At 42.3% G+C, this 25529-nt stretch carries 24 protein-coding genes; 14 read left to right on the top strand and 10 right to left on the bottom strand.

The features are described from left to right. Positions 1 to 93: 93 nt before the first annotated feature. Positions 94 to 1428 carry an OprD family outer membrane porin gene (locus FTU22_RS04355; RefSeq protein ID WP_180093174.1) on the bottom strand — a complete coding sequence of 445 codons (1335 nt, stop codon included), beginning with the start codon at positions 1426 to 1428 and terminating at the stop codon, positions 94 to 96. A gap of 715 nt (positions 1429 to 2143) precedes the next feature. On the opposite strand from FTU22_RS04355, the gene FTU22_RS04350 reads away from it, so the two are divergent. Both FTU22_RS04350 and FTU22_RS04345 read left to right on the top strand, forming a co-directional pair. Then, a complete protein-coding gene (locus tag FTU22_RS04350) occupies positions 2144 to 2920 on the top strand; it encodes a TorF family putative porin (RefSeq protein WP_180093172.1) in 777 nt (258 codons plus the stop codon). A 396-nt stretch (positions 2921 to 3316) separates the two neighbouring features. Continuing rightward, on the top strand, positions 3317 to 4048 hold the full coding sequence (locus tag FTU22_RS04345) for a TorF family putative porin (RefSeq protein WP_180093171.1): 732 nt from the start codon (positions 3317 to 3319) through the stop codon (positions 4046 to 4048). Positions 4049 to 4091: 43 nt separating this feature from the next. Here FTU22_RS04345 and FTU22_RS04340 read toward each other — a convergent pair whose 3' ends face one another. Continuing rightward, a complete protein-coding gene (locus FTU22_RS04340; protein ID WP_180093169.1) occupies positions 4092 to 5582 on the bottom strand; it encodes a YifB family Mg chelatase-like AAA ATPase in 1491 nt (496 codons plus the stop codon). 66 nt (positions 5583 to 5648) lie between these two features. Continuing rightward, entirely contained in the window at positions 5649 to 5876 is a 228-nt protein-coding gene (locus FTU22_RS04335; RefSeq protein WP_078189551.1) for an accessory factor UbiK family protein, read from the bottom strand. A 278-nt stretch (positions 5877 to 6154) separates the two neighbouring features. Here FTU22_RS04335 and glnK point away from each other — a divergent pair, with 278 nt between their 5' ends. From glnK to FTU22_RS04300, 7 genes are all read left to right on the top strand, one after another. After that, complete coding sequence (gene glnK, locus FTU22_RS04330; protein WP_067763174.1) at positions 6155 to 6493, top strand: P-II family nitrogen regulator; 339 nt, start codon at positions 6155 to 6157, stop codon at positions 6491 to 6493. Positions 6494 to 6554: 61 nt separating this feature from the next. Then, positions 6555 to 7946, top strand: a complete 1392-nt coding sequence (locus FTU22_RS04325; RefSeq protein ID WP_180093167.1) for an ammonium transporter — start codon at positions 6555 to 6557, stop codon at positions 7944 to 7946. 138 nt (positions 7947 to 8084) lie between these two features. Beyond that, on the top strand, positions 8085 to 8543 hold the full coding sequence (gene nrdR, locus FTU22_RS04320) for a transcriptional regulator NrdR (RefSeq protein WP_067763170.1): 459 nt from the start codon (positions 8085 to 8087) through the stop codon (positions 8541 to 8543). Between the two features lie 36 nt (positions 8544 to 8579). After that, the gene (gene ribD / locus FTU22_RS04315; RefSeq protein ID WP_180093165.1) at positions 8580 to 9683 is read left to right on the top strand and encodes a bifunctional diaminohydroxyphosphoribosylaminopyrimidine deaminase/5-amino-6-(5-phosphoribosylamino)uracil reductase RibD; all 1104 of its coding nucleotides are present in this window, start codon (positions 8580 to 8582) and stop codon (positions 9681 to 9683) included. Beyond that, positions 9680 to 10972, top strand: coding sequence for a DNA adenine methylase (locus FTU22_RS04310; protein ID WP_078189462.1), 1293 nt, complete (start codon positions 9680 to 9682; stop codon positions 10970 to 10972). The genes ribD and FTU22_RS04310 overlap by 4 nt, the downstream gene beginning before the upstream one ends. A gap of 33 nt (positions 10973 to 11005) precedes the next feature. Continuing rightward, positions 11006 to 11665 carry a riboflavin synthase gene (locus FTU22_RS04305; RefSeq protein ID WP_180093163.1) on the top strand — a complete coding sequence of 220 codons (660 nt, stop codon included), beginning with the start codon at positions 11006 to 11008 and terminating at the stop codon, positions 11663 to 11665. Positions 11666 to 11777: 112 nt separating this feature from the next. After that, a complete protein-coding gene (locus FTU22_RS04300) occupies positions 11778 to 12323 on the top strand; it encodes a VTT domain-containing protein (protein ID WP_078189460.1) in 546 nt (181 codons plus the stop codon). A 62-nt stretch (positions 12324 to 12385) separates the two neighbouring features. Here FTU22_RS04300 and FTU22_RS04295 read toward each other — a convergent pair whose 3' ends face one another. From FTU22_RS04295 to FTU22_RS04280, 4 genes are all read right to left on the bottom strand, one after another. After that, entirely contained in the window at positions 12386 to 12604 is a 219-nt protein-coding gene (locus tag FTU22_RS04295; protein ID WP_180093161.1) for a hypothetical protein, read from the bottom strand. A 142-nt stretch (positions 12605 to 12746) separates the two neighbouring features. Continuing rightward, on the bottom strand, positions 12747 to 13385 hold the full coding sequence (locus FTU22_RS04290; RefSeq protein ID WP_180093159.1) for a hypothetical protein: 639 nt from the start codon (positions 13383 to 13385) through the stop codon (positions 12747 to 12749). A gap of 39 nt (positions 13386 to 13424) precedes the next feature. Next, positions 13425 to 13832: a DNA polymerase III subunit chi gene (locus FTU22_RS04285; RefSeq protein WP_180093157.1), complete on the bottom strand. Its 408-nt coding sequence runs from the start codon at positions 13830 to 13832 to the stop codon at positions 13425 to 13427. After that, entirely contained in the window at positions 13825 to 15273 is a 1449-nt protein-coding gene (locus FTU22_RS04280) for a leucyl aminopeptidase (protein WP_180093155.1), read from the bottom strand. The genes FTU22_RS04285 and FTU22_RS04280 overlap by 8 nt, the downstream gene beginning before the upstream one ends. A gap of 159 nt (positions 15274 to 15432) precedes the next feature. Here FTU22_RS04280 and lptF point away from each other — a divergent pair, with 159 nt between their 5' ends. The 4 genes from lptF (at position 15433) to FTU22_RS04260 (ending at position 20468) form a co-directional block, all read left to right on the top strand. Continuing rightward, entirely contained in the window at positions 15433 to 16533 is a 1101-nt protein-coding gene (gene lptF / locus FTU22_RS04275) for an LPS export ABC transporter permease LptF (protein WP_180093153.1), read from the top strand. Between the two features lies 1 nt (position 16534). Further along, entirely contained in the window at positions 16535 to 17605 is a 1071-nt protein-coding gene (gene lptG / locus FTU22_RS04270; protein ID WP_180039929.1) for an LPS export ABC transporter permease LptG, read from the top strand. A 122-nt stretch (positions 17606 to 17727) separates the two neighbouring features. Beyond that, the gene (gene gpmI, locus FTU22_RS04265; RefSeq protein ID WP_180024239.1) at positions 17728 to 19275 is read left to right on the top strand and encodes a 2,3-bisphosphoglycerate-independent phosphoglycerate mutase; all 1548 of its coding nucleotides are present in this window, start codon (positions 17728 to 17730) and stop codon (positions 19273 to 19275) included. A gap of 17 nt (positions 19276 to 19292) precedes the next feature. Next, positions 19293 to 20468: a S41 family peptidase gene (locus FTU22_RS04260; protein ID WP_180024240.1), complete on the top strand. Its 1176-nt coding sequence runs from the start codon at positions 19293 to 19295 to the stop codon at positions 20466 to 20468. Positions 20469 to 20489: 21 nt separating this feature from the next. On the opposite strand, the gene FTU22_RS04255 is transcribed toward FTU22_RS04260, so the two are convergent. The 3 genes from FTU22_RS04255 to FTU22_RS04245 are packed head-to-tail and all read right to left on the bottom strand — an operon-like array spanning position 20490 to position 24160. Beyond that, positions 20490 to 21917, bottom strand: a complete 1428-nt coding sequence (locus FTU22_RS04255; protein ID WP_180093151.1) for a sigma-54 dependent transcriptional regulator — start codon at positions 21915 to 21917, stop codon at positions 20490 to 20492. Positions 21918 to 21936: 19 nt separating this feature from the next. After that, the gene (locus tag FTU22_RS04250; RefSeq protein WP_180093150.1) at positions 21937 to 23502 is read right to left on the bottom strand and encodes a PAS domain-containing sensor histidine kinase; all 1566 of its coding nucleotides are present in this window, start codon (positions 23500 to 23502) and stop codon (positions 21937 to 21939) included. Between the two features lie 22 nt (positions 23503 to 23524). Then, positions 23525 to 24160 (bottom strand): response regulator, encoded by a 636-nt coding sequence (locus tag FTU22_RS04245; protein ID WP_111884856.1) that lies wholly within the window; start codon positions 24158 to 24160, stop codon positions 23525 to 23527. A 212-nt stretch (positions 24161 to 24372) separates the two neighbouring features. On the opposite strand from FTU22_RS04245, the gene FTU22_RS04240 reads away from it, so the two are divergent. Next, positions 24373 to 25422: a serine hydrolase gene (locus tag FTU22_RS04240; protein ID WP_143221671.1), complete on the top strand. Its 1050-nt coding sequence runs from the start codon at positions 24373 to 24375 to the stop codon at positions 25420 to 25422. Positions 25423 to 25529 lie beyond the last annotated feature (107 nt).

Below are 25529 nucleotides of genomic sequence, written 5' to 3'. Positions count from 1 at the left end.
TAAGCTGAGCATCGTTTTTAGATGAAATCGATGCTCATAAAAAAACCTGCACAGTGTGCAGGTTTTTTTTTCTATCTTAGAGTAGCTGCGAAATTAAAATAATTTCACAGGGATGTCTAAGAATAAACGCCATTCGTTTGTATCACCGATATAGTTACCAGCTTGGTAGTTATCACTTGCGCGGTAGTAAGAATGACGTACACGTAAGCTTGCGTCCTTAGCAAAACCAGATTGAACAGTATATTTCACTTGGTTAAAGAATTCGCGCTCTTGACCTTCTTTTGCTGAATTGTTGACTTTAATATCCCAGCCATAAACGAATGCAGAAGTCCAGTTCAAGCCTGGCACACCATAATCAGTAAAGTTTAAGTTATATTGAACTTGTGCCGATTTTTCATGGTTCCCCACAAAGTCAGATAAGTATGAGTTAGCTACATAGATTGACTGTGCGCCATCAGCATTTTCGCCATAGTCATAACCAGTGTTGCCTGTATTTTGTTGGTAAGCCAGCATGACTGAGTGAGCGCCTTGGTTTAATGTACCTGCAAGAGACCAGATGCTATTGCTGCGGCCGTCAACATTTTTATTACCAATTGTTGAAGAATAAGTTCCAGCTTGCTCGTCCCATTCAGTATGGTAGCCATTGAAGTCTACATTTAATGAGCGTTTTTCAGCTAAAGGCAATGTGTAGTTTGCATTGATGTAGTGACGTTCAAGCGCATCTTCACTGTCTAAGCCATAGTAAGATGCATTAAGCTGATCGTTAAATTTGTACTTTGCACCCCAAACGATTGCATTATCTAGATGACGGCCATCAGTATTGATTTGATCTGAATATTGATTCTCTGTGAATTTACCAGCAACCAATTCTAGATTTTCAATTTCACGGCTTTTCGCAAGAACACCAGTGAAATATTCTGGAACCATACGTGCTGTATTAGACGCAAGTACAGGAAGATCTAGAACTTGGGTGCCGTATTCAACAGTTGTATTTGATACTCGTGCTTTAAGGCTAGCTCCGCCACGCGCCCAATGGTCATAGGCGTCTACATCACCATTTGCATCTTTAGCTCCGCCGTTATGAAGCGGAATCATGCCATTGCCAGCATTATCATTGCTGCCTAATTTGAATGAAGCGTCGCCAGTAACATTTACACCAAAGCCGATAATACCTTTTGTAAAACCAGATTCAAGTTTTACAATCGCAGACTGAGCAGCTGAGCTGGTATCTGTTACTCGTTTTACTGCACTAGTATCATTGTCAATGTAATTAGTTTTGTCACGGTTGATGTAACCTGTACGGAACAATACAGAGCCTTCGGCATCTTCCACAAAGCCTTTAGATTCACTTTGTTCGCTAGCAAAAGCAGTAGAAATAAGAGCAGCGTTTACTAAGACTGCAAGTGTTAGTTGTTGAGCTTTAAGCATTGGGAGAGAGCCTCATGCAAATTTGGTTAATATGTAGTGCGATTGTATATTTTTTCTTAAAAAAATCACTATTTTTAATGCGCTTATTACACTAAAGTTAGAAAATGGCCAGATCATTGGTCAATCTGTAATAAGCAAATTTTTCGTATGTTATTGTTGTTTAACAAATAGTTTATTTAAATTGAATATATATCAATCTAAAGAGAAGTTTATTCATTACTTATCATAAAAAAATATAAAAAATGGTAAAAACTTTCATTTAACTTGCTGATTTATCATCACTCTTTGCGACAAATTGTGCCGAATCTAAATTCGTATTTTGATCAAAAAGTATATCAATGGTTGAGGTGCATGGCATCACTGTTCAGGCACAGTAAGCACCGTTGGCGTGTTTTTTGTAAATAGAGAATGACTTTTAGCGAAGTCGTCAGAAATTTTTCCTTAAAAAAACAGTTCAATAAAAGATGATAATATTCGTGATAAATACATATAAATGAATGCATTAAATCATTGTTAAAGACTAGAACAAGATAAAAGATATTTTATGAATCAAAAGCTTGGTTTTTACTGTTTTATATAATCTTAGCTTTGTTTTTAAATGATTTAATTTATCAAAATAAGAAAAAAGGGGCTATACAGGGCGGTAAAATCGATTAAAATCGGCGCTAAATTTTACTCAAACCAATCCACGATCGATCCGATGTGGGGACTAAACATGATTCAATTTTATAAAAAAGCAATTTTAAGTATTTTAGTGACCCTAGGTACAGTCCCTGCATTTGCAGAACAAACTGAGCAAGCTACAACGGCACAAGGGAATTGGTCTGGAAGTGTGGGCGTGGTAAACAAATATGTGTACCGTGCGAGTGAAGAAAATGATCAAGCGGCATTACAAGCCGGACTTGAATATGCACACAACAGTGGGCTGTTCGCGGGCTATTGGGGTTCTACACTCAACTATGATCCTACGGACGACAGTCAGTCGCATGGTTATGAACATGATTTCTATGTCGGATATGGACGTGAACTGAATGAAGATTGGAGCTATAAGTCACAAGTGATGGCTTATGTCTATCAAGGTGGAGGTTCTGTTTATAACGACGACCGATCTGAAAAGCGTCGCACGACAGGCGTCGAATTTATTCAGGACATAAGTTATAAAGATTTAACTGCAAGCATGGCTGTATTGTTGTCTGATGTTAATTATGGCAACGCAGGTGATGTATATCTGAATGCTACTTATAGCTATGCATTACCTTATGATGTTTCATTAAATTCATCGCTTGGTGTTTCTGTTTTTAATGACAGTCGTGATGACAGCCTATTAACAACCACAGAAGATGTGGTGTTCACTGAAGCACGTTTGGGCTTGAGTAAACCGATTGCAGATACTGGATTTGAAATTGCTGCTGACTATGTATGGGGCGGTAAAGATCGTGAAGGCGAGCAATTAGATGATAACGTTGTGGTTGGATTGACCTATTCTTTCTAACATTAACGAGTTGACCTTATTCGGTCATATTCTTGAAAGTGCATAATGGTGATTGTGCACTTTTTTTATGCATTTTTGAGATCGGTGTTGAAAAAATATACTCAAAAAAGCGCATTTTTAAAATCCTGTTACAACTATCAACCTGAAGATTTAAATAATCTAAATAGATGAAAATCTACATTCTAAAATAAATTAAAGAGAAAAAAGGTCAAACAGGATAATTGAAAAATAATAAATAAAAACAGTAATATATTGGTTTTTGATAAACCAAAATGGTGGCTTTTATAAAAAAAATATGCGCTTATTTTTAAACATGGCACAGCGCTTGCTAATACCTCATTGAGTTCAACGAAATAACCAAAAAATACGTCGTCGCACGATGTGGGGGAACAAACCATGAAATTTGCACTTAAAGCTTTATTAATCGCTGTACTAGGACCAGCATCGACATTTACTTTTGCTGAAGCGCCAGCTTCTGAGCATTCTGTATCCGGAAATATCGGCGTACTGTCTAGCTATAATTTACGTGGTATTACCAATGTGCCTGAAAATAGCAGCGCAACTATTCAAGGTGGTTTGGACTATAGCCATGCTTCAGGCTTCTATGCAGGTTACTGGGGTTCAACCTTAGATTATGCACTTGGTGAAGAAGGGCGTGATTCTTTTGAACATGACTTTTATGCAGGTTATAACGGCAAAATTACTGAAGATTTAGGTTATACCGTCGGTGGTACGTATTATTACTACTATGAATCGGATGTTGATTCAGATGGTTTCGAAACACTTTTAGGTTTGAACTACAAAGACTTTAGCGTAACTGCGCAAACCTTAACGCAAAATACGACTTGGGGTAACAAGGGCGATACGTATATCTTAGGTAGCTACAGCTATGCATTGCCAAAAGATTTCACCCTAAATACTTCATTGGGCCTATATGCATATGGTGATGATGACGAATTTGTAGAAACCACTGAAGACTTTGGCTTCCGTCATTTTACAGCAGGTTTAAGTCATCCATTGGGTGACACTGGTGCGAGCGTAAATATGGATTATATCGTGGGTGGTTATGACCGTCTGGATGAAAAACAAAAGAATAAAGTCGTATTTGGCTTGAAATACGAATTCTAATTTTAAAAAGCATTAAAAATGGCGACCTAGGGTCGCCATTTTTTTAAGCATTGAGTTGGCTTCGATAAGACAGCGCTTCAGATACGTGTTGAGCTTGAATGTGTTCACTTTGAGCTAAGTCGGCAATGGTTCTGGCAACACGTAATACCCGATGATAGGCACGCGCAGATAAATTCATTCTCTGCTGGGCTAACTGTAAAATATTCTGTGCAGTAGCATCCAAAACTGCTTGTTGCTCCAATTGCGTCGGCGTGAGCGCTATATTGGATTTTTGCTGACGCTCTATTTGTAACTCATAAGCTTGTATAACACGATGCCTAACCACACTTGAACTTTCAACCTCTTGCGAACTTTGTAATTCATGCGCTGCCAGTGGCGGGACATCTATATGTAAGTCAATTCGATCTAATAATGGACCTGAAATACGGTTTTGATAGCGTTTAATACTTTCAGCACTACATTGACAGCGGCTGTCTTGGTTAAAGGCATAGCCACATGGACAAGGATTCATCGCCGCAATCAGTTGAAAATTTGCAGGGAAGGTGATTTGACGAGAAGCGCGTGAAATCACAATTTCTTTGGATTCGAGTGGTTGCCGTAACACCTCCAACACCTTTCGATCAAATTCAGGCAGCTCATCTAAAAATAAAACTCCTAAATGTGCCAAGGTGATTTCACCCGGTTTAGGATTTGATCCTCCACCGACGAGGGCAATCGCAGATGCGGTATGGTGTGGCGCACGAAATGGACGCTGCCCAAAATGATGATTTGCACCTGCAATAGAATAAATACTCGCGACTTGCAAATTTTCTTGCATATCTAAGGGGGGCAGAATACTGGGTAAACGCGAGGCGAGTAGCGTTTTGCCTGTGCCCGGTGGACCCCGAAATAGTAGAGAATGACCGCCAGCCGCTGCAATTTCTAAAGCACGACGTGGTCTGAGTTGACCTTTCACATCAGATAAATCAAAAGGGTAACTGTGTTGATTGGTTGACGATGTCGAGGGATGGCTACTGATTAAGGCTGAACGACTTAAATGTTCACACACATCCTTAAGATGCTGCGCAGGAAAGACTTGGAACTCTGGCAGTTGCGCCGCTTCATCGGCATTGAGTGCAGGTAGAATCAGATGATGCCCGATATGCTGACAGGCAATGGCTATGCTTAAGATGCCACTGACAGGTCGTAAATAACCATCAAGTGCTAATTCTCCAATAAATTCAAAACCATCTGCTGCATTTTCAGGAAGTTGTCCCGACGCGATCAGAATCCCTAAAGCTATGGCGAGATCTAAACGTGAACCATCTTTCGGTAAATCTGCGGGTGCAAGATTAATGGTCAGACGTTTGGTTGGGAACTGAAAGCCGCTATTAATAATCGCAGAGCGGACACGGTCTTTACTTTCACGGACGGCGGCCTCAGGTAGGCCAACAATGGTCAATGAAGGCAGACCTTGGCTGACATGGACTTCAACTTCAATTTGGGGTGCATTTAAGCCGAGCAAACCCCGAGTATAGATTTTGGCAAAAGACATATTATTGTTCCGTTATGGTGCATTATTTTTAATCGTTATGCGTCTTTTGTTGCACTAAAAAGGTGCTTATTTTTTGTTCTGAATTTTTTGTTCGAGTTCTTCGACGTGTTTCAACAATTCATTTAAACGTAAATTGGCATTATTCAGTGCAGTACGTTGGCGTTCGATTTCTTCTTTCGACACGAGATCCATTTTGCTCACAGCTTCATTGAGTAAGCTGCGAAGATTATGTTCGACGTCTTTTTTCGGCTGATCGATTTGTTCTAATATCGCTTGTAGTAAGGTTTCAATCATTGTTTAGACCATCCTCAGTGAATTGGTGGCAGCAGTTTAACATCGCCACATTCATGACCATAGTGCTTTCATTTAAATATGCGTTTAATCGATCAGTAAAATCGTAATTCTTCTAGTAAAAACGTCTATTTTTATAAGCATACGCAAGATTATCCGTATAAAATAGGTTATAAAGAAATCTCATGCTGAGCTGACTATTTTCCCCCGACTGTAGTCATATTGGCATGAAAATTGAACATAAAACCTTACAGGTGAAATAAGCCGAAGGAAAACAAAACATGAAGCTCGTAACTGCAATTGTAAAACCTTTTAAATTAGATGACGTGCGTGAAGCACTCTCTGAAAATGGTGTTCAAGGGATCACTGTCACTGAAGTTAAAGGCTTCGGTCGCCAGAAAGGTCACACTGAACTTTATCGTGGTGCTGAATATGTGGTTGATTTTTTACCAAAAGTAAAAATTGAAATCGCAATCAGTGATGAAATGGTTGATACCGTAATTGAATCAATTACTCGTGTTGCAAGCACAGGAAAAATTGGCGACGGTAAAATTTTTGTAAGCAATCTGGAACAAGTCATCCGTATCCGTACTGGTGAAACAGGTGCAGATGCCGTTTAAAAAATTGGCATGAAGTTTGCTGAGTAGCTAATAACTCAGAAAATCAGGTCGGGGGATACGAATGAAAAAGATGCTAATTGCACTCGGCTTGTCCAGTGCACTTTTAGGTGGTTCTGTTGCGTGGGCTGAAGAAAGCGCAACAGCACCTACAGAAGAAGTCACAGTAGTTGATACTGCAAATACAACAACGCTAAATACAACAGAAGCTGCAGTTCCAGTTGAAGCAGCGCCAGCACCTGCAGAAGAAGAGCCTAAGCTCGATACAGGTGATACAGCATGGATTTTAGTGTCCACTGCACTTGTTTTACTCATGACAATTCCCGGTTTAGCATTATTTTACGGCGGTATGGTCCGTAAGAAAAATGTACTCAGCACCATGGCACACAGTTTTGTTGCGGCAGGTGTTGTGAGCTTAACGTGGGTGATTGTGGGTTATACCTTAGCATTTGGTGAAGGTAATGCCTTTATCGGTAGCTTAGACAAATTTATGTTATCGGGCATCACCACAGAAGCCTTGTCCGGTACGATTCCAGAGATTCTTTTTGTTATTTTCCAAATGACATTTGCCATCATTACCGTTGCCATTATTAGCGGTTCGATTGCAGAACGTATGAAATTCGGTGCTTTTGTTGCTTTTATCGCAATTTGGAGTGTCGTGGTTTATGCACCAATTACCCACTGGGTATGGGGCGGTGGTTGGTTAGGAAACGACGGTGCGCTTGATTTTGCGGGTGGTACGGTTGTTCACATCAACTCAGGTGTTGCGGGTCTTGTTGCAGCGTACATGCTTGGTAAACGTATGGGGCTTGGTCGTGAATCTATGGCGCCACATAATCTAACGTTAACCGTCATCGGTGCAAGCCTTGTATGGGTAGGTTGGTTCGGTTTCAACGGTGGTTCTGCACTGGGTGCAAATGGTTCAGCTGGTTATGCATTGGTGGTAACACAAGTTGCAGCAGCGGCAGCAGCAGTGGCATGGTTAATTACTGAAAAAGTGGTTCGTGGTAAAGCGTCTGTCTTGGGTGGTGCTTCTGGTGCGGTAGCAGGTCTTGTGGTGATTACACCTGCGGCAGGTTTCGTAACAGTTGGCGGCGCTTTAGCGATGGGTCTGATCGGTGGTGTGGTTTGCTTCTGGGGTATTACTGCGCTGAAACGTGCGTTGAAAGCGGATGACTCTTTGGATGCGTTTGGTCTACATGGTGTCGGTGGTATCGTGGGTGCGATCCTTACAGCATTCTTTGCCAGCGAATTCATCATGGGTGATAAAGCACCGAGCAACTTAATGCATCAATTATGGGTTCAAGTCGAAGGTGTACTAGCGACTATTGCTTACTCAGCTGTGATCACATTCATTATCTTGAAAGTGATTGATCTAGTGATTGGCATCCGTGTTGAAGCTGATGACGAACGAATGGGTCTAGACTTAAGTCAACATGGCGAACGTGTAGAATAATAAGATCACAGTAAATCAATATATTGTGTAAAACAGCCCAAAAGGGCTGTTTTTTTTCCATATCTAGCGTAAAGCTCTACAAATTTCAAAATTTTTGCTACACTCTAAATCCATTCGGATTTGTTCAATTTAACCGCTATGCATTGTCCATTTTGCAACGCTGAAGACAGTAAAGTGATTGACTCACGTCTTGCTGCTGAAGGCTGTCAGATACGCCGCCGCCGTGAATGTATTAGTTGCGGTGAACGTTTTACAACTTTTGAAAGCTATGAAGTGGTGATGCCGCGTGTCATCAAGTCTGATTCAAAGAGCGAACCTTTTGATGAGGCCAAGCTCCGCCGCTCGCTGATGCATGCCTTGCAAAAGCGTCCAGTAACGCAAGAGCAAATTGAAACGGTACTCAGTGATATTCAATTGCAAATTCGCCGTTTGGGTGAACGTGACGTGAAATCACGCACCATTGGTGAAATTGTCATGCAGTCTTTGTTTGCTTTAGATCATGTGGCTTATGTGCGTTTTGCTTCTGTGTATCAAGACTTCCAAGATGTAGAAGCTTTTCGTCGTCAAATTGAACAAATGCAGCAGCGTGAGCACTAATGCACATCTGCTTCCATTTTTATCATGAGTGATTACATGTCTGAGTTAGATCAAGTGACGTTGCAGCAGCATCAACAGTGGATGCGGCGTGCAATTGCATTGGCACAGCAGGGGCAATACAGCACTCGTCCCAATCCCAATGTGGGCTGTGTGATTGTCAAAGACGGTCAATTGATTGGTGAAGGTTTTCATCCAAAAGCGGGTCAGCCGCATGCAGAAGTCTTTGCAATGCGTGATGCAGGTGAGGCCGCCCGTGGCGCAACCGCTTATGTGACTTTAGAGCCTTGCGCACACTATGGACGTACGCCACCTTGTGCCAAAGGCTTGGTAGAAGCAGGTGTCGCTCAAGTCGTTGTGGCATGTCCCGATCCCAACCCATTGGTTGCGGGTAAAGGTGTACAAATCCTACGTGATGCTGGCATTGAAGTGATTACGGGTATTTGTCAAGCAGAAGCGCATCAATTGAACTTGGGCTTTTTAAAAGCCATGGCGACGGGTATGCCTTATGTCCGCCTCAAAGTTGCATCGAGCCTGGATGGGCGTACTGCCATGGCCTCGGGTGAGTCTAAGTGGATAACCGGTTCGATGGCGCGACAAGATGTACAGCATTGGCGTGCGATATCAGGTGCCGTAATCACTGGGATTGAAACGGTATTAGCCGACGATTGCTTACTCAACGTACGTCAGCTCGATGACGCTGTTGACATGCGTAACGTGGTTCAGCCGAAACGTATCGTGCTAGATCGTCAAGGCCGCTTGCCATTAAGCGCAAAAATATTGCAGCAACCTGAAACCGTGATGGTCATGGGGCCATATCGTCAGGAACTTGCTGACTTGGGCGTGGTACAATTTGAAATTCAGCCTTTGGCCGATCTGTTAGCAGCATGCGTTCAACAGTTCCAAATTTATGATGTACTTGTGGAAGCCGGTGCGACACTTTCGACCGCTTTCTTACAAGAACATTTGATCGATGAAATGATCAGTTATGTTGCACCGACCTTGTTGGGTCAGTCAGCACGTGCGATGTTTAATGCGGAATTTGACCGCATGGCAGAGCAGCTTCGATTTAAGCTGAAAGATGTCACTCAATTGGGTGATGACATTCGCTTAAGGTTAATCCCTTCTCAAGAGACGCTATGAATTCAGAGTCTACGGTTTATCACAAACGTCGTCATGCGGCTCGTACCACAGACGAATATCTTTTCCATCAGTTGGTTCCTTATTTGGGAAACAAACGCCGTCTATTACATCTGATTTTAGAAGCACTTGAGCAAACGGGAACCTTAAAACGCGAAGATGGTCGTGCGCCGATATTTGCTGACTTTTTTGCAGGTTCGGGTGTGGTATCACGGTTGGCTCGTCAAAACGGCTATCGTGTTATTGCCAATGACTGGGAACCCTACAGCCACGCCTTGAACAGCGCGATTCTCTCTTGCGTTGAAGCACCAGCGTTTAAAGAGTTGGGTGGCTATCAGAAAGCGATTGATTATCTGAACCGTTTGCCAGAAGTGAAAGGTTGGGTGACCCATAACTTGTGTCCACGTAATGATGAAATCTACGATCCTGCACGTGACCGTTTATTCTTTAAACGTCGTAACGGTATGCGTATAGATGCGATTCGTCAGCAAATTGCAACTTGGCAAGCTCAAGGCGCGATTGATGATGTGGAAATGAGTGCTTTGTTAGCGCCGTTATTGTATTCAGCAAGTTTTGTCAGTAATACCAGCGGTGTATTTAAAAGCTTCCATCATGGTTGGGGCGGTAAAACCCAAGCGGCCTTGGATCGTATCGGTTCTTTGTTATGGCTGACCCCAAGTCGTTTTTGTGAAATTGGTGATCCGAAAAAACCCGCCGCTGAAATGTGGTGTGTCGACGCACAGCATTTGGCCAATCAAATGAGTGGCTTTGAAGTAGATGTGGCTTATCTCGATCCACCATATAACCAGCACGCTTACAGCAGTAACTACCATGTGTTGAATGCCTTAACGTTATGGGATCAGGTGGATTTACCAACACCAGACACCAAAGGCTTTAAGAGCGGAATCGACCGTGCATGGCGTAAAGAACGTCCAAGTCCGTATAATTCTTCGAAGCATGCGAAAGAAGCTTATGAAAAATTATTAGAAACCATCAATGCACGTTACATCCTGACGAGCTATTCAACCGATGGTAATATCAGCGCCACAGATTTGTTACAAGCCAATTTAAAACGTGGCCGAGTAAGCTTATTGACGCAAGATGTACCACGTTACCGCGTGAGTAAGCAGCGTCAGTCTGAACGTGCACGCGTACTAGAGTTTATTGTCATCACGGATACGCATGCCAAATCAGGTCCACCAATCCGTCAGTTGTTGAGTCAATTGCACCATTTTGCAGAATTAGGTGGTGTCGATACCTCTGGCGTGAGCACGCAACTTGATTTGTGGTAAAAATCATCGCCCCATATTTTTCAGGGATTGAACATGTTTACAGGCATTATTGAAAGTCTAGGTAAAGTTGAAAGCATTCAAAACGTGGGTGGCGATGTCCGCTTGCGTATCCAGACAGATTTAGACATGTCGGATGTGCATTTGGGGGACTCGATTGCCACCAATGGCATTTGCTTAACCGTGATTGACTTTGGTAGCAATTGGTATGCAGCTGATGTATCACGTGAAAGTTTAAATCGGACCACCTTGGAACACTGGAAAGCAGGGCAGGCGGTGAATGTGGAAAAAGCCATGTTGCCGACTACGCGTTTTGGTGGACATATTGTCAGTGGTCATGTCGATGCAGTGGGTGAAATCACTCAAGTTCGTTCAGATGCGCGTTCTATTTATTTTGAAGTGACCGCACCGAAAGAAATTTCACGCTATTTAGCGGAAAAAGGCTCTGTGACCGTAGACGGTATTAGCCTGACAATTAACCATTTACGTGGCAATGTGCTGAGCTTAAATTTAATTCCGCATACGGCGGAACGAACCAATATTGGCACATGGAAGGCTGGGGCTAAAGTGAACTTAGAAGTGGATGTTTTAGCACGTTATATTGAGCGTTTATTGCTTGGCGATAAAGCCGCTGAGACCACAGCGCAATCGAAAATTAGCTTAGATTTTCTCGCTGAAAATGGCTTCTTGAAATAAGTTGATACCGAAGAAAACCAAACAGTCTGATTGAAAAATTAGACTGTTTTTTTATTTTTGGTGATAATGCGTCGCGGAATGACATATATGATGAATAATCAGACAGGTGATAATGATTGATTTCTTACTGAATCTGGAACAGTGGTTACCCATGCTATTGGAAAATTATGGTGTGTGGATTTATGCCATTTTATTTTTGGTGATATTTTCAGAAACGGGTTCAGTATTTATGTTCTTCCTGCCAGGAGACAGCCTGTTGCTTGCCATCGGCGCATTATGCTCAACAACGGAAGTGGTGCATTTACACACCATGGGGCTGATGTTATTTGTCGCATCGGTCTTGGGCTACTGCGTCAATTACTATACGGGCAGCGTGTTAGGTATTAAGTACTTTAATAAGCACACACGTTACTTTAAGCCCGAATATATGGTCAAAACCAATAAATATTTTATGAAGCATGGCGGTAAAACGATTTTAGTCGCACGCTTTGTACCCTTTGTGCGTTCTTTTGCGCCTTTTGCCGCTGGGTCTGCACGCATGAGCCTTGGCACATTTATGTTCTATAACGTGCTAGGTGGTTTCATCTGGATTGGATTATTACTCGGTATCGGTTATTTCCTAGGACATACCGTTTCTGCAGTTGCAGATTTGGTCTAAGCCAAACTTAGACATAAAAAAAGCCCACAGTTGTGGGCTTTTTTTATGGAGTAGATGACCACTTAGTGTTTTGTAACGGTCACCATATCAAGGGTTTGAAAAATCGAGCTGTGGGGTGGTTGCTGAATGCTAAAACCACCTTTTTCTGATTCTCGGCTGAGATAAACCGAAATACTGTGAAAGTCTGAATGACTCAGCCAAAGATCTTTGGCACGAATGTCCCATTGTTCTCCAGCAGATAGAGAGGATATTTTCTGGGTAATCTGGTGAATGATGTCCATATTGAATTCCCATCTGGATGCATGATTATATTTTTAGGATGCCTGAAGCATTGTATTTTGAAGGACAATGCTTCAGCCATATGAACATCATGTTGCAAATACATGTCAGTTTAATGACAGTGACCAGATTTCGATCGACAGCTTAAGATGCTTGGGACGATGTAGATTCTGTCGAAAAATTGGAGTTTTCTAAGATATAGTCAATTTCTTCTTGTGCGGCTGCTTTCAATTTTGCACGGAAATCACTGACGGCCATTTCGATTTGCGTTTCTGCTTCAAGTTCCAAACGCACGCGTACACTTTCGAGTTCTGACAACATCTGTCCTTCGCTCACCGATAAGCTTTGACTTAATCCCGCTAAACCCGTTTCAGGGTTTTTATGATAGCGAGCGGCATAGTGTTGTACTTCACGATTAAGATTATGCTGCATCATGGTGAGAGCTTGCGTTTGTGCAGCAAAGCGTAACTCTTCGTCACGTTTCAGTTGTTCTGCATAGGCTTGTTCAGCTTCACGTTTTTCTTCTAAGGCTTTTTCTAAAGCCAGTTGTTTACGTATACGAGCATCTTCTATCAACTGTGCTTTTAAATCTGCATAGGCAGACTCAATTTTGTCAAAAGACACTTGCTGCTGCTGTTGGTCATTGACCAGCCAGTGTTGAATGTCTGTACTGGGATTGAGGACATCGCAAACGCGACCAAGGTCATCAATAAAGGTCTGACGAATAGCTTCAGGTACTTTTAACCAGCGCTGTTTAAAGTCTGGACCGACATTCAATGCCATGGTGCATCTCCTTGCAAATAGGGTAAAACCAATATCACGTTAAAGTTTATGGGTCTGCGGTTGAACGCCCAAACGTCGATATTGTTTATATTTTTCACGCCCGATAATTTTAGCGGGTTCGTTATTTTCAATAATTTCGATAATGTGACTAAAACTTGCGAACTGTTCAAGTGCTTGATCGTTAAAATTAAACACAATCCAGTCGGCTTGCTCAGGCAATTGGGCAGAAATACAGACCGTTGCCTCGGGTTGATCGATACCATGGGGAATGAAACCTGTGTGATCGAAACTCCACAGGCGTTCATCAAGTTGTTGCTGTAAGTCTGGGTTAGCACAATGTAGCCAAATACGTACAGGCTGACGCAGGATCTTACGGCATAAACGACAAGTGCTTTCGACTTGCCGTTCAGGACTTTTTTCAAATAAATAAAAGCTAACTTTAGCCATTCGCTTGAACACGATTCGCTAAAAATTGCATTAATAATGGTACAGGACGACCTGTTGCGCCTTTATTGGCACCTGAGTTCCATGCAGTACCCGCAATGTCTAAATGCGCCCAACGGTATTCACGCGTAAAGCGTTGAAGGAAACATGCAGCGGTCACAGAGCCTGCTTTTGGACCACCAATGTTGGCAATATCTGCAAATGGAGAATCAAGTTGTTCTTGATAATCTTCAATCACGGGCATACGCCATACGCGGTCAAAGCTGTGTTGACCCGCAGCAGTCAATTCAGCCGCAAGTTCATCATCCGGAGTGAACATACCAGTAAGGACTGAACCCAGTGCTACGACACATGCACCAGTGAGGGTTGCAATATCAATCACCAGTGCAGGATTAAAGCGTTTTACATAGGTCAAGGTATCGCACAGCACCAAACGACCTTCGGCATCAGTATTTAAAATTTCAACGGTTTGACCGCTCATGGTGGTTACGATGTCGCCCGGGCGAGTGGCATGACCAGACGGCATGTTTTCTGCAGCAGCAATTGCGCCGACTACATGAATTGGTAATTTCGCTTCACACAGCGCACGGATGGTACCCAAAACTGATGCAGAACCGCACATGTCGAATTTCATTTCGTCCATGCCTGCACCCGGTTTAAGAGAGATACCACCCGTATCAAAAGTCACGCCTTTACCAACAAGCACCACAGGTGCTTCTTCACGGTTTGAAAGGTATTCGATGGTAATAATACGGCCTGGACGGTCAGAACCTTTGCTCACAGCAAGGAAAGCACCCATACCGAGATCAGCCATTTGCTGTTCATCGAGTACAGTCACTTTGAGTTGATCTGGGAATTCAGCTGCAAGTGCATGAGCTTGTTCGGCTAAATATTCAGGAAAACAGATATTGCCCGGACGGTTACCTAAGTCACGAGTAAAACTTTGACCTGATTGCACTGCAGAAATTAATTCAAGCTGTGCAGTGGTTAATGGACTTTCAGCAGCGATTAAATGGATCTGCTCCAAAACAAATTCATTTTTCTTTGATTTGTATTCATCAAATGCATAAGCCGCTTGGGTCAGGCTAAGTGCAAATAAATAATGTTGTTCTTGTGGTAGGGCAGAGATATCGACACTGATCTGTTTGAATTTTTTTTGTGACGCTTTAATAATAGTTTGTGCAATTTTTGCAAATTTATTGACTTGTAATTCAGCAACTTTGCCGAGGCCTAAAAGAGCGCTATTGCGACAAGCGGCAATGTTCGCCACCAAAGGCAGGCTTTCATTAAGTGCTGCTTTAAATTGAGTTGCTTCAATTAAATTATCTAAATCATTGATTTGATATGAAGTAGCTGCATTTGTAACGTGCTCAGAATCTACTAATATCAATAAATATTGGCTGGACGTATTCGCTTGGAATGACGTATTAATAGAAAGTTTCATGTGCGGTATTTATGCCTTTTTAAATTTATAAACCATTAAACCATTGAAACATTTATATGAATAGAGTTTCAATGAGCAACAAGGGTATAGGTTTTATATTTTCTACATTCGGGTAAACTAACGCTAGTTTTTATTGGCCCTATTTTTGGAAGAATTAATTTGATTATTCGGCGTTATCTGGTCAAGCAAGTGGTGTCGACATCACTGGTTGTGATTGCCTTATTGACCTTGATCATGATGGGTGGTCGTTTGATCAAGTACTTTGGTGTCGCGGCGCAGGGTCGTTTAGATGCAAGTATTTTATTTAGCATCATTGGCTACCGTTTGCCTGAGTTTTTAACTTTAATTCTTCCGCTCGGTTTCTTTATCGGTCTGATGTTGGTCTTTGGTCGTCTGTATGTCGATCATGAAATGGCTGTGCTTAATGGTAGTGGTGTCAGTCGAAATCAATTGTCACGTTTATTGGTGCCGATGACTGTGGTCTTTATGGCTGTTCAAGCATTTTTGATGCTGTGGGCATCGCCTTGGGGCATCCGTCAGTTTGAAGCATTAACGACTTCGCAAGCGGTACGAACAGGCTTTGACTTGGTTCGACCAAAAGAGTTTATTTCCTCTGGGCCCTATACCATTTATGCAGGGGACTTGTCAGAAGACCGTAAAAACTTAAAAGATATTTTCTTTTATCAGCGTGCAGAAAAAGACGGTAAACCCGATGTCATTATTTTGGCAAAAGAAGCGACCCGCGTCGAAGTGCCAGATGACAATGCCAATGTCGTTGATTTAGTTGAAGGCCGCCGTTACGAAATCTATCCAGGGCAACCGCGTTATTCTCAAGCTGAATTCCAAAACTATCGTTTACGTTTAGAAAATGATAAAGAAGCAAAATTTGAAAGTACCGAAGTAGAAGCTTTACCTACCTCGAAGTTATGGGATAACCGTCATGATCCTGTGGTTGCCAGTGAACTCGGTTGGCGGATGTTTGTGCCGTTCGCTATTTTGGTGGCGTTATTACTCGCTACCGCTTTGTCTGAAGTGAGTCCTCGTCAAGGGCGTTACCTGAAACTGTTCCCAGCTTTACTTATTTTTGCCAGTTTAATCGTAGCCTTAATGGCGATCAAAACGCGGATCAGTAAAGATGAAATGGGCATCTGGGCTTATCCACTGGTCTTAGTGATTTACGGCATTGCAGCAGCATTGTTCTCGCGTAAACAAAAATTAGCGCCCAAAATTAAGAAACAAATTCAGCGAGTGAGGTCTTAAAATGTTGGCACGTCGTATAGTTGCAAAACATGTGACCAAAACTACTGCTTTAGCCATGCTTGGTGCGACAGCGGTATTGGCTGGCTTACAAGTGCTTTTTACTTATTTAGGTGAATTGGGCTCGCTGAAAGAAGGCTATAACGCATGGAATGCTTTGCAGTATGTGTTATGGAGTTCACCGAATTATTTATATGAAATTTTACCGATTTCAGCCTTGATTGGCGCGGTACTGGGTTTAGGGACTCTAGCTTCAAACAGTGAATTGATTGTCATGCGTTCGGTCGGCATCAGCCTTTGGCGGATTGTGGGCTGGGTGATTCGTTCGGCACTCATTTTGGTGGTTTTATCCTTTGCATTAAGCGAATGGGTCATTCCCTATACCAATGAACAAGCCAAAAGCGTCAAAAGTCACCGCACTGCGGCTGAACTGGGCGAAGTCAAAGGCTATTGGTCACGTGAAGGCCAGCGCTTTATTTATATTGACTATGCCAATTCACAAGGTCAAATTAAAGATGTTCAGGTTGTTGATTTTGATGAAAAATATCGTTTGCGAGGCACTTTGGATGCGGAGCAAGGGAATTTTGTCAAAAATGGCTCTTGGTCGCTGCAAAATTCAACCCAAGTCGATCTCTTAGCGACGGGTGATGCCGTGGCGAAGCAAAATGCTGAACAGCCGCTTTCATTGGCCTTGCAACCCAAATATGTGCATATGGTTACCATTGATCCTGAAGACCTATCACCGAGTCAATTGGTGAGCTTTATGAGCTATATGCATGAATATAGCCAAGTCCCGAAGACTTACCAATTGGCGTTTTGGCAAAAGTTTGGTTCACCCTTTGCTTTAATTGCCTTGGTGGTGATCGCGTGTTCTTTTATTTTTGGACCTTTACGTCAACAGTCGATGGGTTTCCGCTTGGTGATTGCCTTATTTGCTGGACTGGGCTTTTACTACTTACAAGATTTCTTAGGTTATGCAAGTTTGGTGTACGCACCATCGCCTGCATGGTTCGTCTTTATACCAATTATTTTGATGTTTGTAGCGGGTGGCTATCTGCTGCACCGCGCACGTTAAGTGCATGCAAGATTGAGTAAAACAATGTTGATGACCTAGATAAACCATGGTTGTCACATAGAGTCTTCACCGAAAATTCGGTAAGATAGTATGATTAATTTATAAACGAAAGAGTGTTCATTATGACGGATGCAACTGCTGGCAAAATCCCACACGTATTGGTAATTATGGATGGTGTGGGTCATCGCGAAGCGGTCGAGGACAATGCCTTTTTAGCAGCAAAACGACCTAACTTGACTGCAATGCAGGAAAAGCATCCGCATGGATTGATTTCAGGCTCTGGCGAAGACGTTGGTTTACCTGATGGTCAAATGGGTAACTCTGAAGTGGGCCACATGAACCTTGGTGCAGGACGTGTGCTGTATCAAGACTTTACTCGTATTACCAAAGATATTCGTACCGGTGCGTTCTTTGAACATGACGTTTTAGTCGATGCGGTTGAAAAAGCCAAAGCTGCAAATCGTGCTGTACATATCATGGGCTTGTTGTCTGAAGGTGGTGTGCATTCACATGAAGATCACATTGTGGCGATGGCTGAATTGGCATTAAAACGCGGTGCAAAAGTGTATCTTCATGCATTCCTTGATGGTCGTGATACACCGCCAAAAAGTGCACAACCTTCGCTTGAAAAATTAGATGCACTGTTTGCTCAGTATCCGGGTCAAGGTCGTATTGCCACCATGATTGGTCGCTACTTTGCAATGGATCGTGACAACCGTTGGGATCGTGTTGAGCAAGCCTATCGTCTTTTAACTGAAGGTGAAGCAGTGCGTACAGCAGCGACTGCTGTTGAAGGTTTAGAGCAGGCTTATGCTGCTGAAGAATCAGATGAATTTGTAAAAGCGACGTGTATTGGTGATTTAGCACCGATCCAAGATGGTGATAGCGTTGTCTTCATGAACTTCCGTGCTGACCGTGCGCGTGAAATTACCAAAGCTTTTGTGGAAAAAGATTTTGCAGGTTTTGAACGTAAAGTGGTTCCCGCTTTATCAAAATTTGTCATGTTGACACGTTACCAAGCAACAATTGATGCGCCAGTGGCTTATATGCCAGAAGCGTTGCATAACTCGATTGGTGAATACCTGTCTAATTTGGGTAAAACACAACTTCGTATTGCTGAAACTGAAAAATATGCACACGTGACCTTCTTCTTCAGTGGTGGTCGTGAAGATGAATATCCGGGTGAAAAACGTATTTTGATTCCATCACCAAACGTTGCGACCTATGATTTAAAACCAGAAATGAGCGCTTATGAAGTCACTGATGAATTGGTTGCCGCAATTAATTCAGGTGAGTACGACTTACTGGTGGTGAACTATGCCAATGGTGATATGGTTGGCCATACCGGTGTGTTTGATGCAGCAGTCAAAGCGGTTGAGGCTGTAGACACGTGCTTAGGCCGTGTATATGAAGCTGTGATGGCAAATAAAGGTCACATGTTAGTGACCGCCGATCATGGTAACGTAGAGCAAATGCAGGATTACCAAAGTGGTCAGGTGCATACTCAACATACCACTGAACTTGTGCCGTTTATCTATGTTGGCCCGACCAATGCAACAATTGCAGAAGGTGGTGTTTTGGCTGACGTAGCACCGACACTGTTAACGCTTATGCACATTCCTGTACCAACAGAAATGCAAGGTCGTAACTTGATTACTCTTGAAGCTTAAAATGTAAGGAAGCATGAATGACTAAAGCACACTGGACGTCAGTTGTAAGCCTTACAGCCTTGCTGCTGTGTTCTAGTCATTCGACATGGGGAGCCGACAAAGCAAAGTCGGCTTTCGATGAATTTGATGGCAGCTATGAACAAAGTTATGCCGAAGTACCTGTCGAATCGATCCAACAATTTGTTCAGATCTATGGCATTGTCAAAGAAAATTATGTCGTTGAAAAAAATGACGATGCATTATTCCAACAAGCTACCAAAGGTATGGTCAGTGGTTTAGACCGCTATTCACGATATCTTTCACCTGAAGACTATAAGCAGCTTTTGCAATACACCGAAGGGGATATTGCGAGTGTCGATTTCAATTTGCGCTTTGATGCAGGTCTACAGCAATGGGTCATCACCAATTTAAAGCCTGATGCCGATTCAGCAAAGCTAGGTCTGAAAAATGGCGCGGCGGTGTTTAAAATTGATGATCAAGAACTCAAAAAACTTAATCAAGATCAAGTGCGACACCTGCTCACAGGCAGTATCGGCTCGACGCTGAATCTACAGCTGATAACTGCAAGTCAACCGGTCAATTTGGTCAGAAACACTAAAGTTGAAACAGATATAGAATCTAAATTATTAAATAATCAGGTTTTAGTCTTACACGTAAAAGTTTTTCAACAAGATACAGCCAATGAAATTAAGCGTTTAATTGAAAGTCATGGTTCACGTGTCAAAGCTGTATTGTTTGATTTAAGAAATAACCCCGGGGGGTTACTGTCAGCAGCAGTGGAGTCTGCCGATTTATTTTTGAATCAGGGCATTATTGTGTCGACTCGAAGTCGATCTGAAGGTGACCAACAATTTCAGGCTTTACCAAGTTTTGAATTTCAAAATATGAAAGTCGGCATCTTAATCAACAATCGTTCTGCTTCTGCCGCAGAGGTCTTTACCGCAGCATTAAAAGAGCATAAACGTGCATGGGTAGCGGGTGAGAAAAGTTATGGTAAAGGTGTGGTTCAAAAACTATTTCCATTGAGTAATGGTGCAGCTTTACAAATGACTGTGTCGCAATATCTGACACCGAATGGCAAAATGATTGAAGGAATTGGGGTGCAGCCAGACTATAACTATCCGCTGCAACATGATGCACGTGAAGATCACTATGTCGATCATGTTGCAGAGTTATTGCTGAATCAAAAATAACAGCAATACGCTGGAAAGCTTTTACTCTTCGTCTTCGGTATCTAAACCGAATTTTTTCAAACGATAGCGCAATGAACGGAATGACATACCTAATTTTTTGGCGGCAAGTGTTCTGTTCCAGTGGGTGAGATTCAACGCATTCATGAGCACTTCTTTTTCGATATTTTCTAAAAAGAGTTCTAAACCTTCTTCAGGTAGTTTGCGTGGGATCAAACTCTGTTCGTTGCTGTTTGCAGCAAGCTGAGTAGAATCATTCGTTGTTGGAGCGGAATTGAACTGAGCACTCGGTTGTCTTAATGGCGCACTTTGCAGATGTTGAAGATCAATCTGATCATCATCGCAGAGGGTCATGGCACGTTCGATAATATTGCGGAGTTCACGCACATTACCCGGATAATATTGGCTGAGCAGGAAACTCTTCGCACGCTCAGTCAGAGGCTTAGTGGCAATTTCCCATTCATGGCTAATTTTTTGAATAAAATGTTGCGCCAATAAGAGGATATCGTCGCCACGTTCACGTAAGGCAGGCAACACTAAATCCATCACATGGATACGGAAAAATAAATCTTGGCGGAATCGACCTTGTTGTACGAGTGCTTCTAAGTCCTGATGACTGGCACTGATCACACGGAAATCAACATCAATTTCACAGTCTGAACCTACGGGGCGAATACGTTTTTCCTGTACCGCACGTAGCAGTTTAACTTGCATGGCTAAAGGTAATTCGGCAATTTCATCCAGAAATAAGCTACCACCATGTGCAGATTGAATCAGACCTTGTTTGTCTTGGGTGGCACCACTAAAGCTGCCTTTTTTATGGCCAAAAAGTTCACTTTCCATTAACTCTGTGGGAATTGCTCCACAGTTAATAGCAATAAATGGCCCTTCATTACGGTTGCTTAAACGGTGAACCAGATTGGCCACGACTTCTTTACCCGTACCAGATTCACCCGTAATAAAAACAGGTGCTTGTGAACGTGCAATTTTCTTTAGAGTTCGACGCAATTGCTGGATTGGAAGCGATTCACCAATCAACATTTTATGTTCTAAAGCATCTTGCGAAGTAATGTCTTCAGCCAAAGGCTTATTCAGGGCTTTTTGTAGCAGTTGTTCAAGATGTTTGGGATTGATCGGTTTGCTGACAAAGTCGAAAGCTCCCGCCTTTAATGCGGCAATGGCAATGTCCATGTTGCCATAGGCTGTTAGCACAGCAACTGGAAGGGCAGGACAGTGTTCATTCATCCAATCTAAAAGCTGTAGACCATTACCATCGGGTAAGTTGAGATCGGTTAGGCAGGCATCGTAGCTATAGGTAGACAAGGCTTTTTTAGCTTCGTCGAGGCGATGTGCAACATGCGTTTTAACCCCCATCCTTGATAAAGACATTTGCATCAGCATACATAAGTCTTCTTCGTCATCAACTAACAATACCAGTGGTTGTGAATCCACAGTTTTCCCCTAAAAACAATTAAATAACAGCTTGTAAGCACTCAATCCTAAAGCAAGCTCCCTGTTTTTGTTCTACATAGGAAAGCTGTGCTTGATTCGCTTCACAGAAGCTATGAGCAAGATATAATCCTAAACCAGTTCCAGTAATTTCGGTACTAAAAAATGGTTGAAATAACTGTGCGCGGTTTTGTAAAGCAACCCCATGACCGAAATCTCGGACATCGATCTGGACTTTTTTCTGATCTGTACGCGCCACCACTTCGATATACGACATGTCCGGATTGTTATGGCGAATCGCATTACGAATTAGGTTGATTAAAATTTGTCTGAACTGTGCCTCATCAAAATCGATCAAAGTTTTGGCTTGTACATTGAGCCGAATGTTCTGTTGAATGTCTGCCAGATCTTCTTGTAGGAACAACGGTAAAAATTTTTCTAGATTCAGACGAGTCGGATGGGTTTCCTTATTGCGCACCATATTTAGGGTGTCTTGAATAATTCGGTCAATCCGCACCGCTTGACGTGAAATCATATGATTCAACATGTGCTGTTGTTCGGTATCACTTTGCGGATATAAATCATTGGCATGCACAATTGCGGCTAAAGGATTACGAATTTCATGTGCAATACTGGCGGAGAGTTGCCCTAAAGCGGCTAATTTTAGTTGTTGCACTTGCTGATTGAGTTTTTGTGCATCTTGTAAAATCAGCAAGGTCAGCATTTGATGCGGCACAACGAGTTTTTGTACCAGTACCTGAATGTGGTATTGGCTTTGTTGGGATTCAAATTGGAATTTTTCACCGCTTTTTAAATCTTCAAATTTGAGTAATTCAAATAAATCGGGCTGCGTGGTATACAGTGGATATTGATCATGATGATAAAAATTTGGCATGCCGAGTAAATGGCAAGCAGCAGGATTACTCAGCACCACATGACAGTTTTCATCCAACACCAAATAGCCCGTATCAATCTGCTCCAAGATATAGCGGTTAATGTTTTGTAGCCGATGGAGCTCTAAGGATTGCGAAAAATTCAGATTTTCCAATAACTGGAAACGTTTCACGGCAATTTGCGCACTGCCATACACTACACAAAATAAAAAAGCCAAAATCGCACTGTTGGTTAAATTTTTGAGTGAGGTAAATTCAAGAATTGAACCTAAAAACAGTTGATACACCACGCAAATCACAGCGATGAGGGTAATGACCAAAGCTTTTTGGGCATCTAATAATAGGGACGCTGCAAAAATCGTAATCACAAACAGCAAACTCAAATGTAAATTGGGTCCATCGATGGCTAAGGTCAGTAAGCTCAGCGAAATGACATCTACAATGAATAACAGCAGTAACTGGTTTGGAATACGGACTTTGAAACGTCCAAGTGACATGAATTGAATGCTGGTAAACAGCAAATAAATCGTCAATACATATAGGTATAAACGTGGGTATTCATAATCTGAAGTGAATTGAGTGTAGGTCAGTAAAAAGACCAGTAACAGACAGGCACTGATGATAAAGCGATAAGCACTGTACCAAAGGCCCAAATGATACTGGTTCAATTCACTATGAATTGAACGCTGTGTCATAAGTAGCTGGATGTACGTGGTGTTAAGGTTTGATTAACCCGTAGCGAATTGCCAAGTGAGTTAGTTTGACATCACTATCAATATTCAGTTTTTCAAAAATGCGGTAACGGTAGGTATTCACTGTTTTAACACTAACGAATAATTTATCGGAAATTTCTTGTGCACTTATACAATTGACCACCATCATGGCAACTTGCATTTCACGTTCAGACAGGGCGTCGAAAGGTGATTGTTGTGTATCAGACAAATATGAGCTGGCCAGTTGTTCTGCAATGTCTGCACTGAAATATTTGCCGCCTTGCATCACTTTATTAATCGCACGGACCATTTCATTAACTGGTGCACCTTTGGTGATATAGCCTTTGGCACCTGCTTTTAACAATAAAGACGGGTAGGGTTCTTCAGCAAGTCCACTGACGGCGAGGACTTTTGTATCTGGCGCTGTTTGAAGTAGGCGACGTGTGGTTTCTACCCCCCCGATCCCCGGCATATTGACATCTAATAAAACAACATTTGGATGGTGTTGGCGAACAAGTGTAATCGCATCTTCACCAGATTCGGCTTGTCCAATGACTTGGATATCTGCATGGTCTTCGAGCATACGGCAAATACCAGTACGGACTAATTCATGGTCATCTACCACCAAAACTGTAATCACCTACACTCTCCCTCAAATCAAAATCTGTTTTTTTTGTTACATAAAGCAAAATAAGCTTGCAATGAAACGACAAAATTAGCAATCCTATTCTTATATGAAATGAAAAACTTCATACACAATGTGTGAGCAAAAAATGTTCGTAGTTGTGACCAATGTACGGCATATTGCTGGTCTTGCGCAAATGTTTAGTATCCTGAGTTGAGTGAGCAATGGTGAAAAAATTAAATAAATCCTTCATGCACGTTTTGGGCATGTCAATTTTATTCAGTATGAGCAGTTTCAGTTCTGCTGAGATTGTGATGAATAGTGCTGCAAATCAGCAGTCAAATATTAGCTGGTCATCTGAAGATGCAAACCAGTTACTCAACGGTGACGTGTCTTATAGCGCTGAAGAGCCATCTCCTCAAGGGTCAACGAAAGTGACTACTTCTGTACGTAGTACAGGCGGCGTGGTACAGACAGCACCATCGAAAACGGTCCGTATTATTGATACCAATCAATACGCAGGACAGCCCTCTGTAAATGCGCGTGCAGCACTGGTTATGGATGGTCAAACTGGTGAAGTGCTATATAGCAAAAATAGCAATACCGCTTTACCGATTGCATCAATTACCAAACTCATGACAGCAGTAGTGATTTCAGATGCCCGATTAAACATGTCTGAAAAGATTACCTTACAACAGTCTGATTTCTCATGTTCAGGTTGTAAAAGCTCAAGTTCAACGCTGCGTGCTGGCGACAGTATGAATCGTGCAGAAGCATTGCTGTTTGCTTTGATGAAATCTGAAAACCCAGCTGCTTCGGCGTTAGCACGTACTTATCCAGGTGGTCGTTCTGCATTTATTGCAGCGATGAATGCGAAAGCACGCTCATTAGGGATGAACTCGACTCATTATGTGGAATCGACTGGCTTGCACCCAGGCAATGTCGCTTCGGCACGTGACTTAGGTATTTTGGTGAATACCGCTTCGCAGTATGGTTTGATTCGTCAATTTTCAACCACACCAAGTTATGACTTTAATTTGGGCTACCGCGTGTTGAAATCAAACAATACCAATGCTTTAGTACGTAATGGTGGTTGGAATATTAATATTTCAAAAACTGGATTTATTAATGAAGCAGGGCGCTGTGTTGTGATGCATACCACACTGAATAACCGTCCAGCGGTGGTGGTGTTATTGGGTGCGGATTCTTCAGTTGCACGAACCAATGATGCGACACGTTTAATGAATTGGGCGAGCCAGTTACCAAAACGTATTTAATAAGATTTCAGATTTTTCATTCTTTCAGTATTTGGATTTACTCAACGTTTAAATGCTGAAGTGAATGCAAGATATAAAAAGCCCTGCAAGAGCAGGGCTTTTTTATT

The organism is Acinetobacter sp. YH12076 (assembly GCF_013419525.1).
GTDB classification, from domain to species: Bacteria; Pseudomonadota; Gammaproteobacteria; order Pseudomonadales; family Moraxellaceae; genus Acinetobacter; species Acinetobacter amyesii.
This window is presented reverse-complemented; position numbering and strand designations above follow the sequence as displayed.

Coding starts and splice junctions, on each gene's coding strand:
- ribD (WP_180093165.1), top strand. CDS start 8,580: ATGTCTGAGTTAGATCAAGTGACGTTGCAGCAGCATCAACAGTGGATG.
- FTU22_RS04285 (WP_180093157.1), bottom strand. CDS start 13,832: ATGGCTAAAGTTAGCTTTTATTTATTTGAAAAAAGTCCTGAACGGCAA.
- FTU22_RS04350 (WP_180093172.1), top strand. CDS start 2,144: ATGATTCAATTTTATAAAAAAGCAATTTTAAGTATTTTAGTGACCCTA.
- FTU22_RS04310 (WP_078189462.1), top strand. CDS start 9,680: ATGAATTCAGAGTCTACGGTTTATCACAAACGTCGTCATGCGGCTCGT.
- glnK (WP_067763174.1), top strand. CDS start 6,155: ATGAAGCTCGTAACTGCAATTGTAAAACCTTTTAAATTAGATGACGTG.
- gpmI (WP_180024239.1), top strand. CDS start 17,728: ATGACGGATGCAACTGCTGGCAAAATCCCACACGTATTGGTAATTATG.
- FTU22_RS04290 (WP_180093159.1), bottom strand. CDS start 13,385: ATGGCATTGAATGTCGGTCCAGACTTTAAACAGCGCTGGTTAAAAGTA.
- FTU22_RS04250 (WP_180093150.1), bottom strand. CDS start 23,502: ATGACACAGCGTTCAATTCATAGTGAATTGAACCAGTATCATTTGGGC.
- FTU22_RS04335 (WP_078189551.1), bottom strand. CDS start 5,876: ATGATTGAAACCTTACTACAAGCGATATTAGAACAAATCGATCAGCCG.
- FTU22_RS04345 (WP_180093171.1), top strand. CDS start 3,317: ATGAAATTTGCACTTAAAGCTTTATTAATCGCTGTACTAGGACCAGCA.
- FTU22_RS04325 (WP_180093167.1), top strand. CDS start 6,555: ATGAAAAAGATGCTAATTGCACTCGGCTTGTCCAGTGCACTTTTAGGT.
- FTU22_RS04355 (WP_180093174.1), bottom strand. CDS start 1,428: ATGCTTAAAGCTCAACAACTAACACTTGCAGTCTTAGTAAACGCTGCT.
- FTU22_RS04340 (WP_180093169.1), bottom strand. CDS start 5,582: ATGTCTTTTGCCAAAATCTATACTCGGGGTTTGCTCGGCTTAAATGCA.
- lptG (WP_180039929.1), top strand. CDS start 16,535: ATGTTGGCACGTCGTATAGTTGCAAAACATGTGACCAAAACTACTGCT.
- FTU22_RS04260 (WP_180024240.1), top strand. CDS start 19,293: ATGACTAAAGCACACTGGACGTCAGTTGTAAGCCTTACAGCCTTGCTG.
- FTU22_RS04300 (WP_078189460.1), top strand. CDS start 11,778: ATGATTGATTTCTTACTGAATCTGGAACAGTGGTTACCCATGCTATTG.
- FTU22_RS04305 (WP_180093163.1), top strand. CDS start 11,006: ATGTTTACAGGCATTATTGAAAGTCTAGGTAAAGTTGAAAGCATTCAA.
- FTU22_RS04280 (WP_180093155.1), bottom strand. CDS start 15,273: ATGAAACTTTCTATTAATACGTCATTCCAAGCGAATACGTCCAGCCAA.
- nrdR (WP_067763170.1), top strand. CDS start 8,085: ATGCATTGTCCATTTTGCAACGCTGAAGACAGTAAAGTGATTGACTCA.
- FTU22_RS04295 (WP_180093161.1), bottom strand. CDS start 12,604: ATGGACATCATTCACCAGATTACCCAGAAAATATCCTCTCTATCTGCT.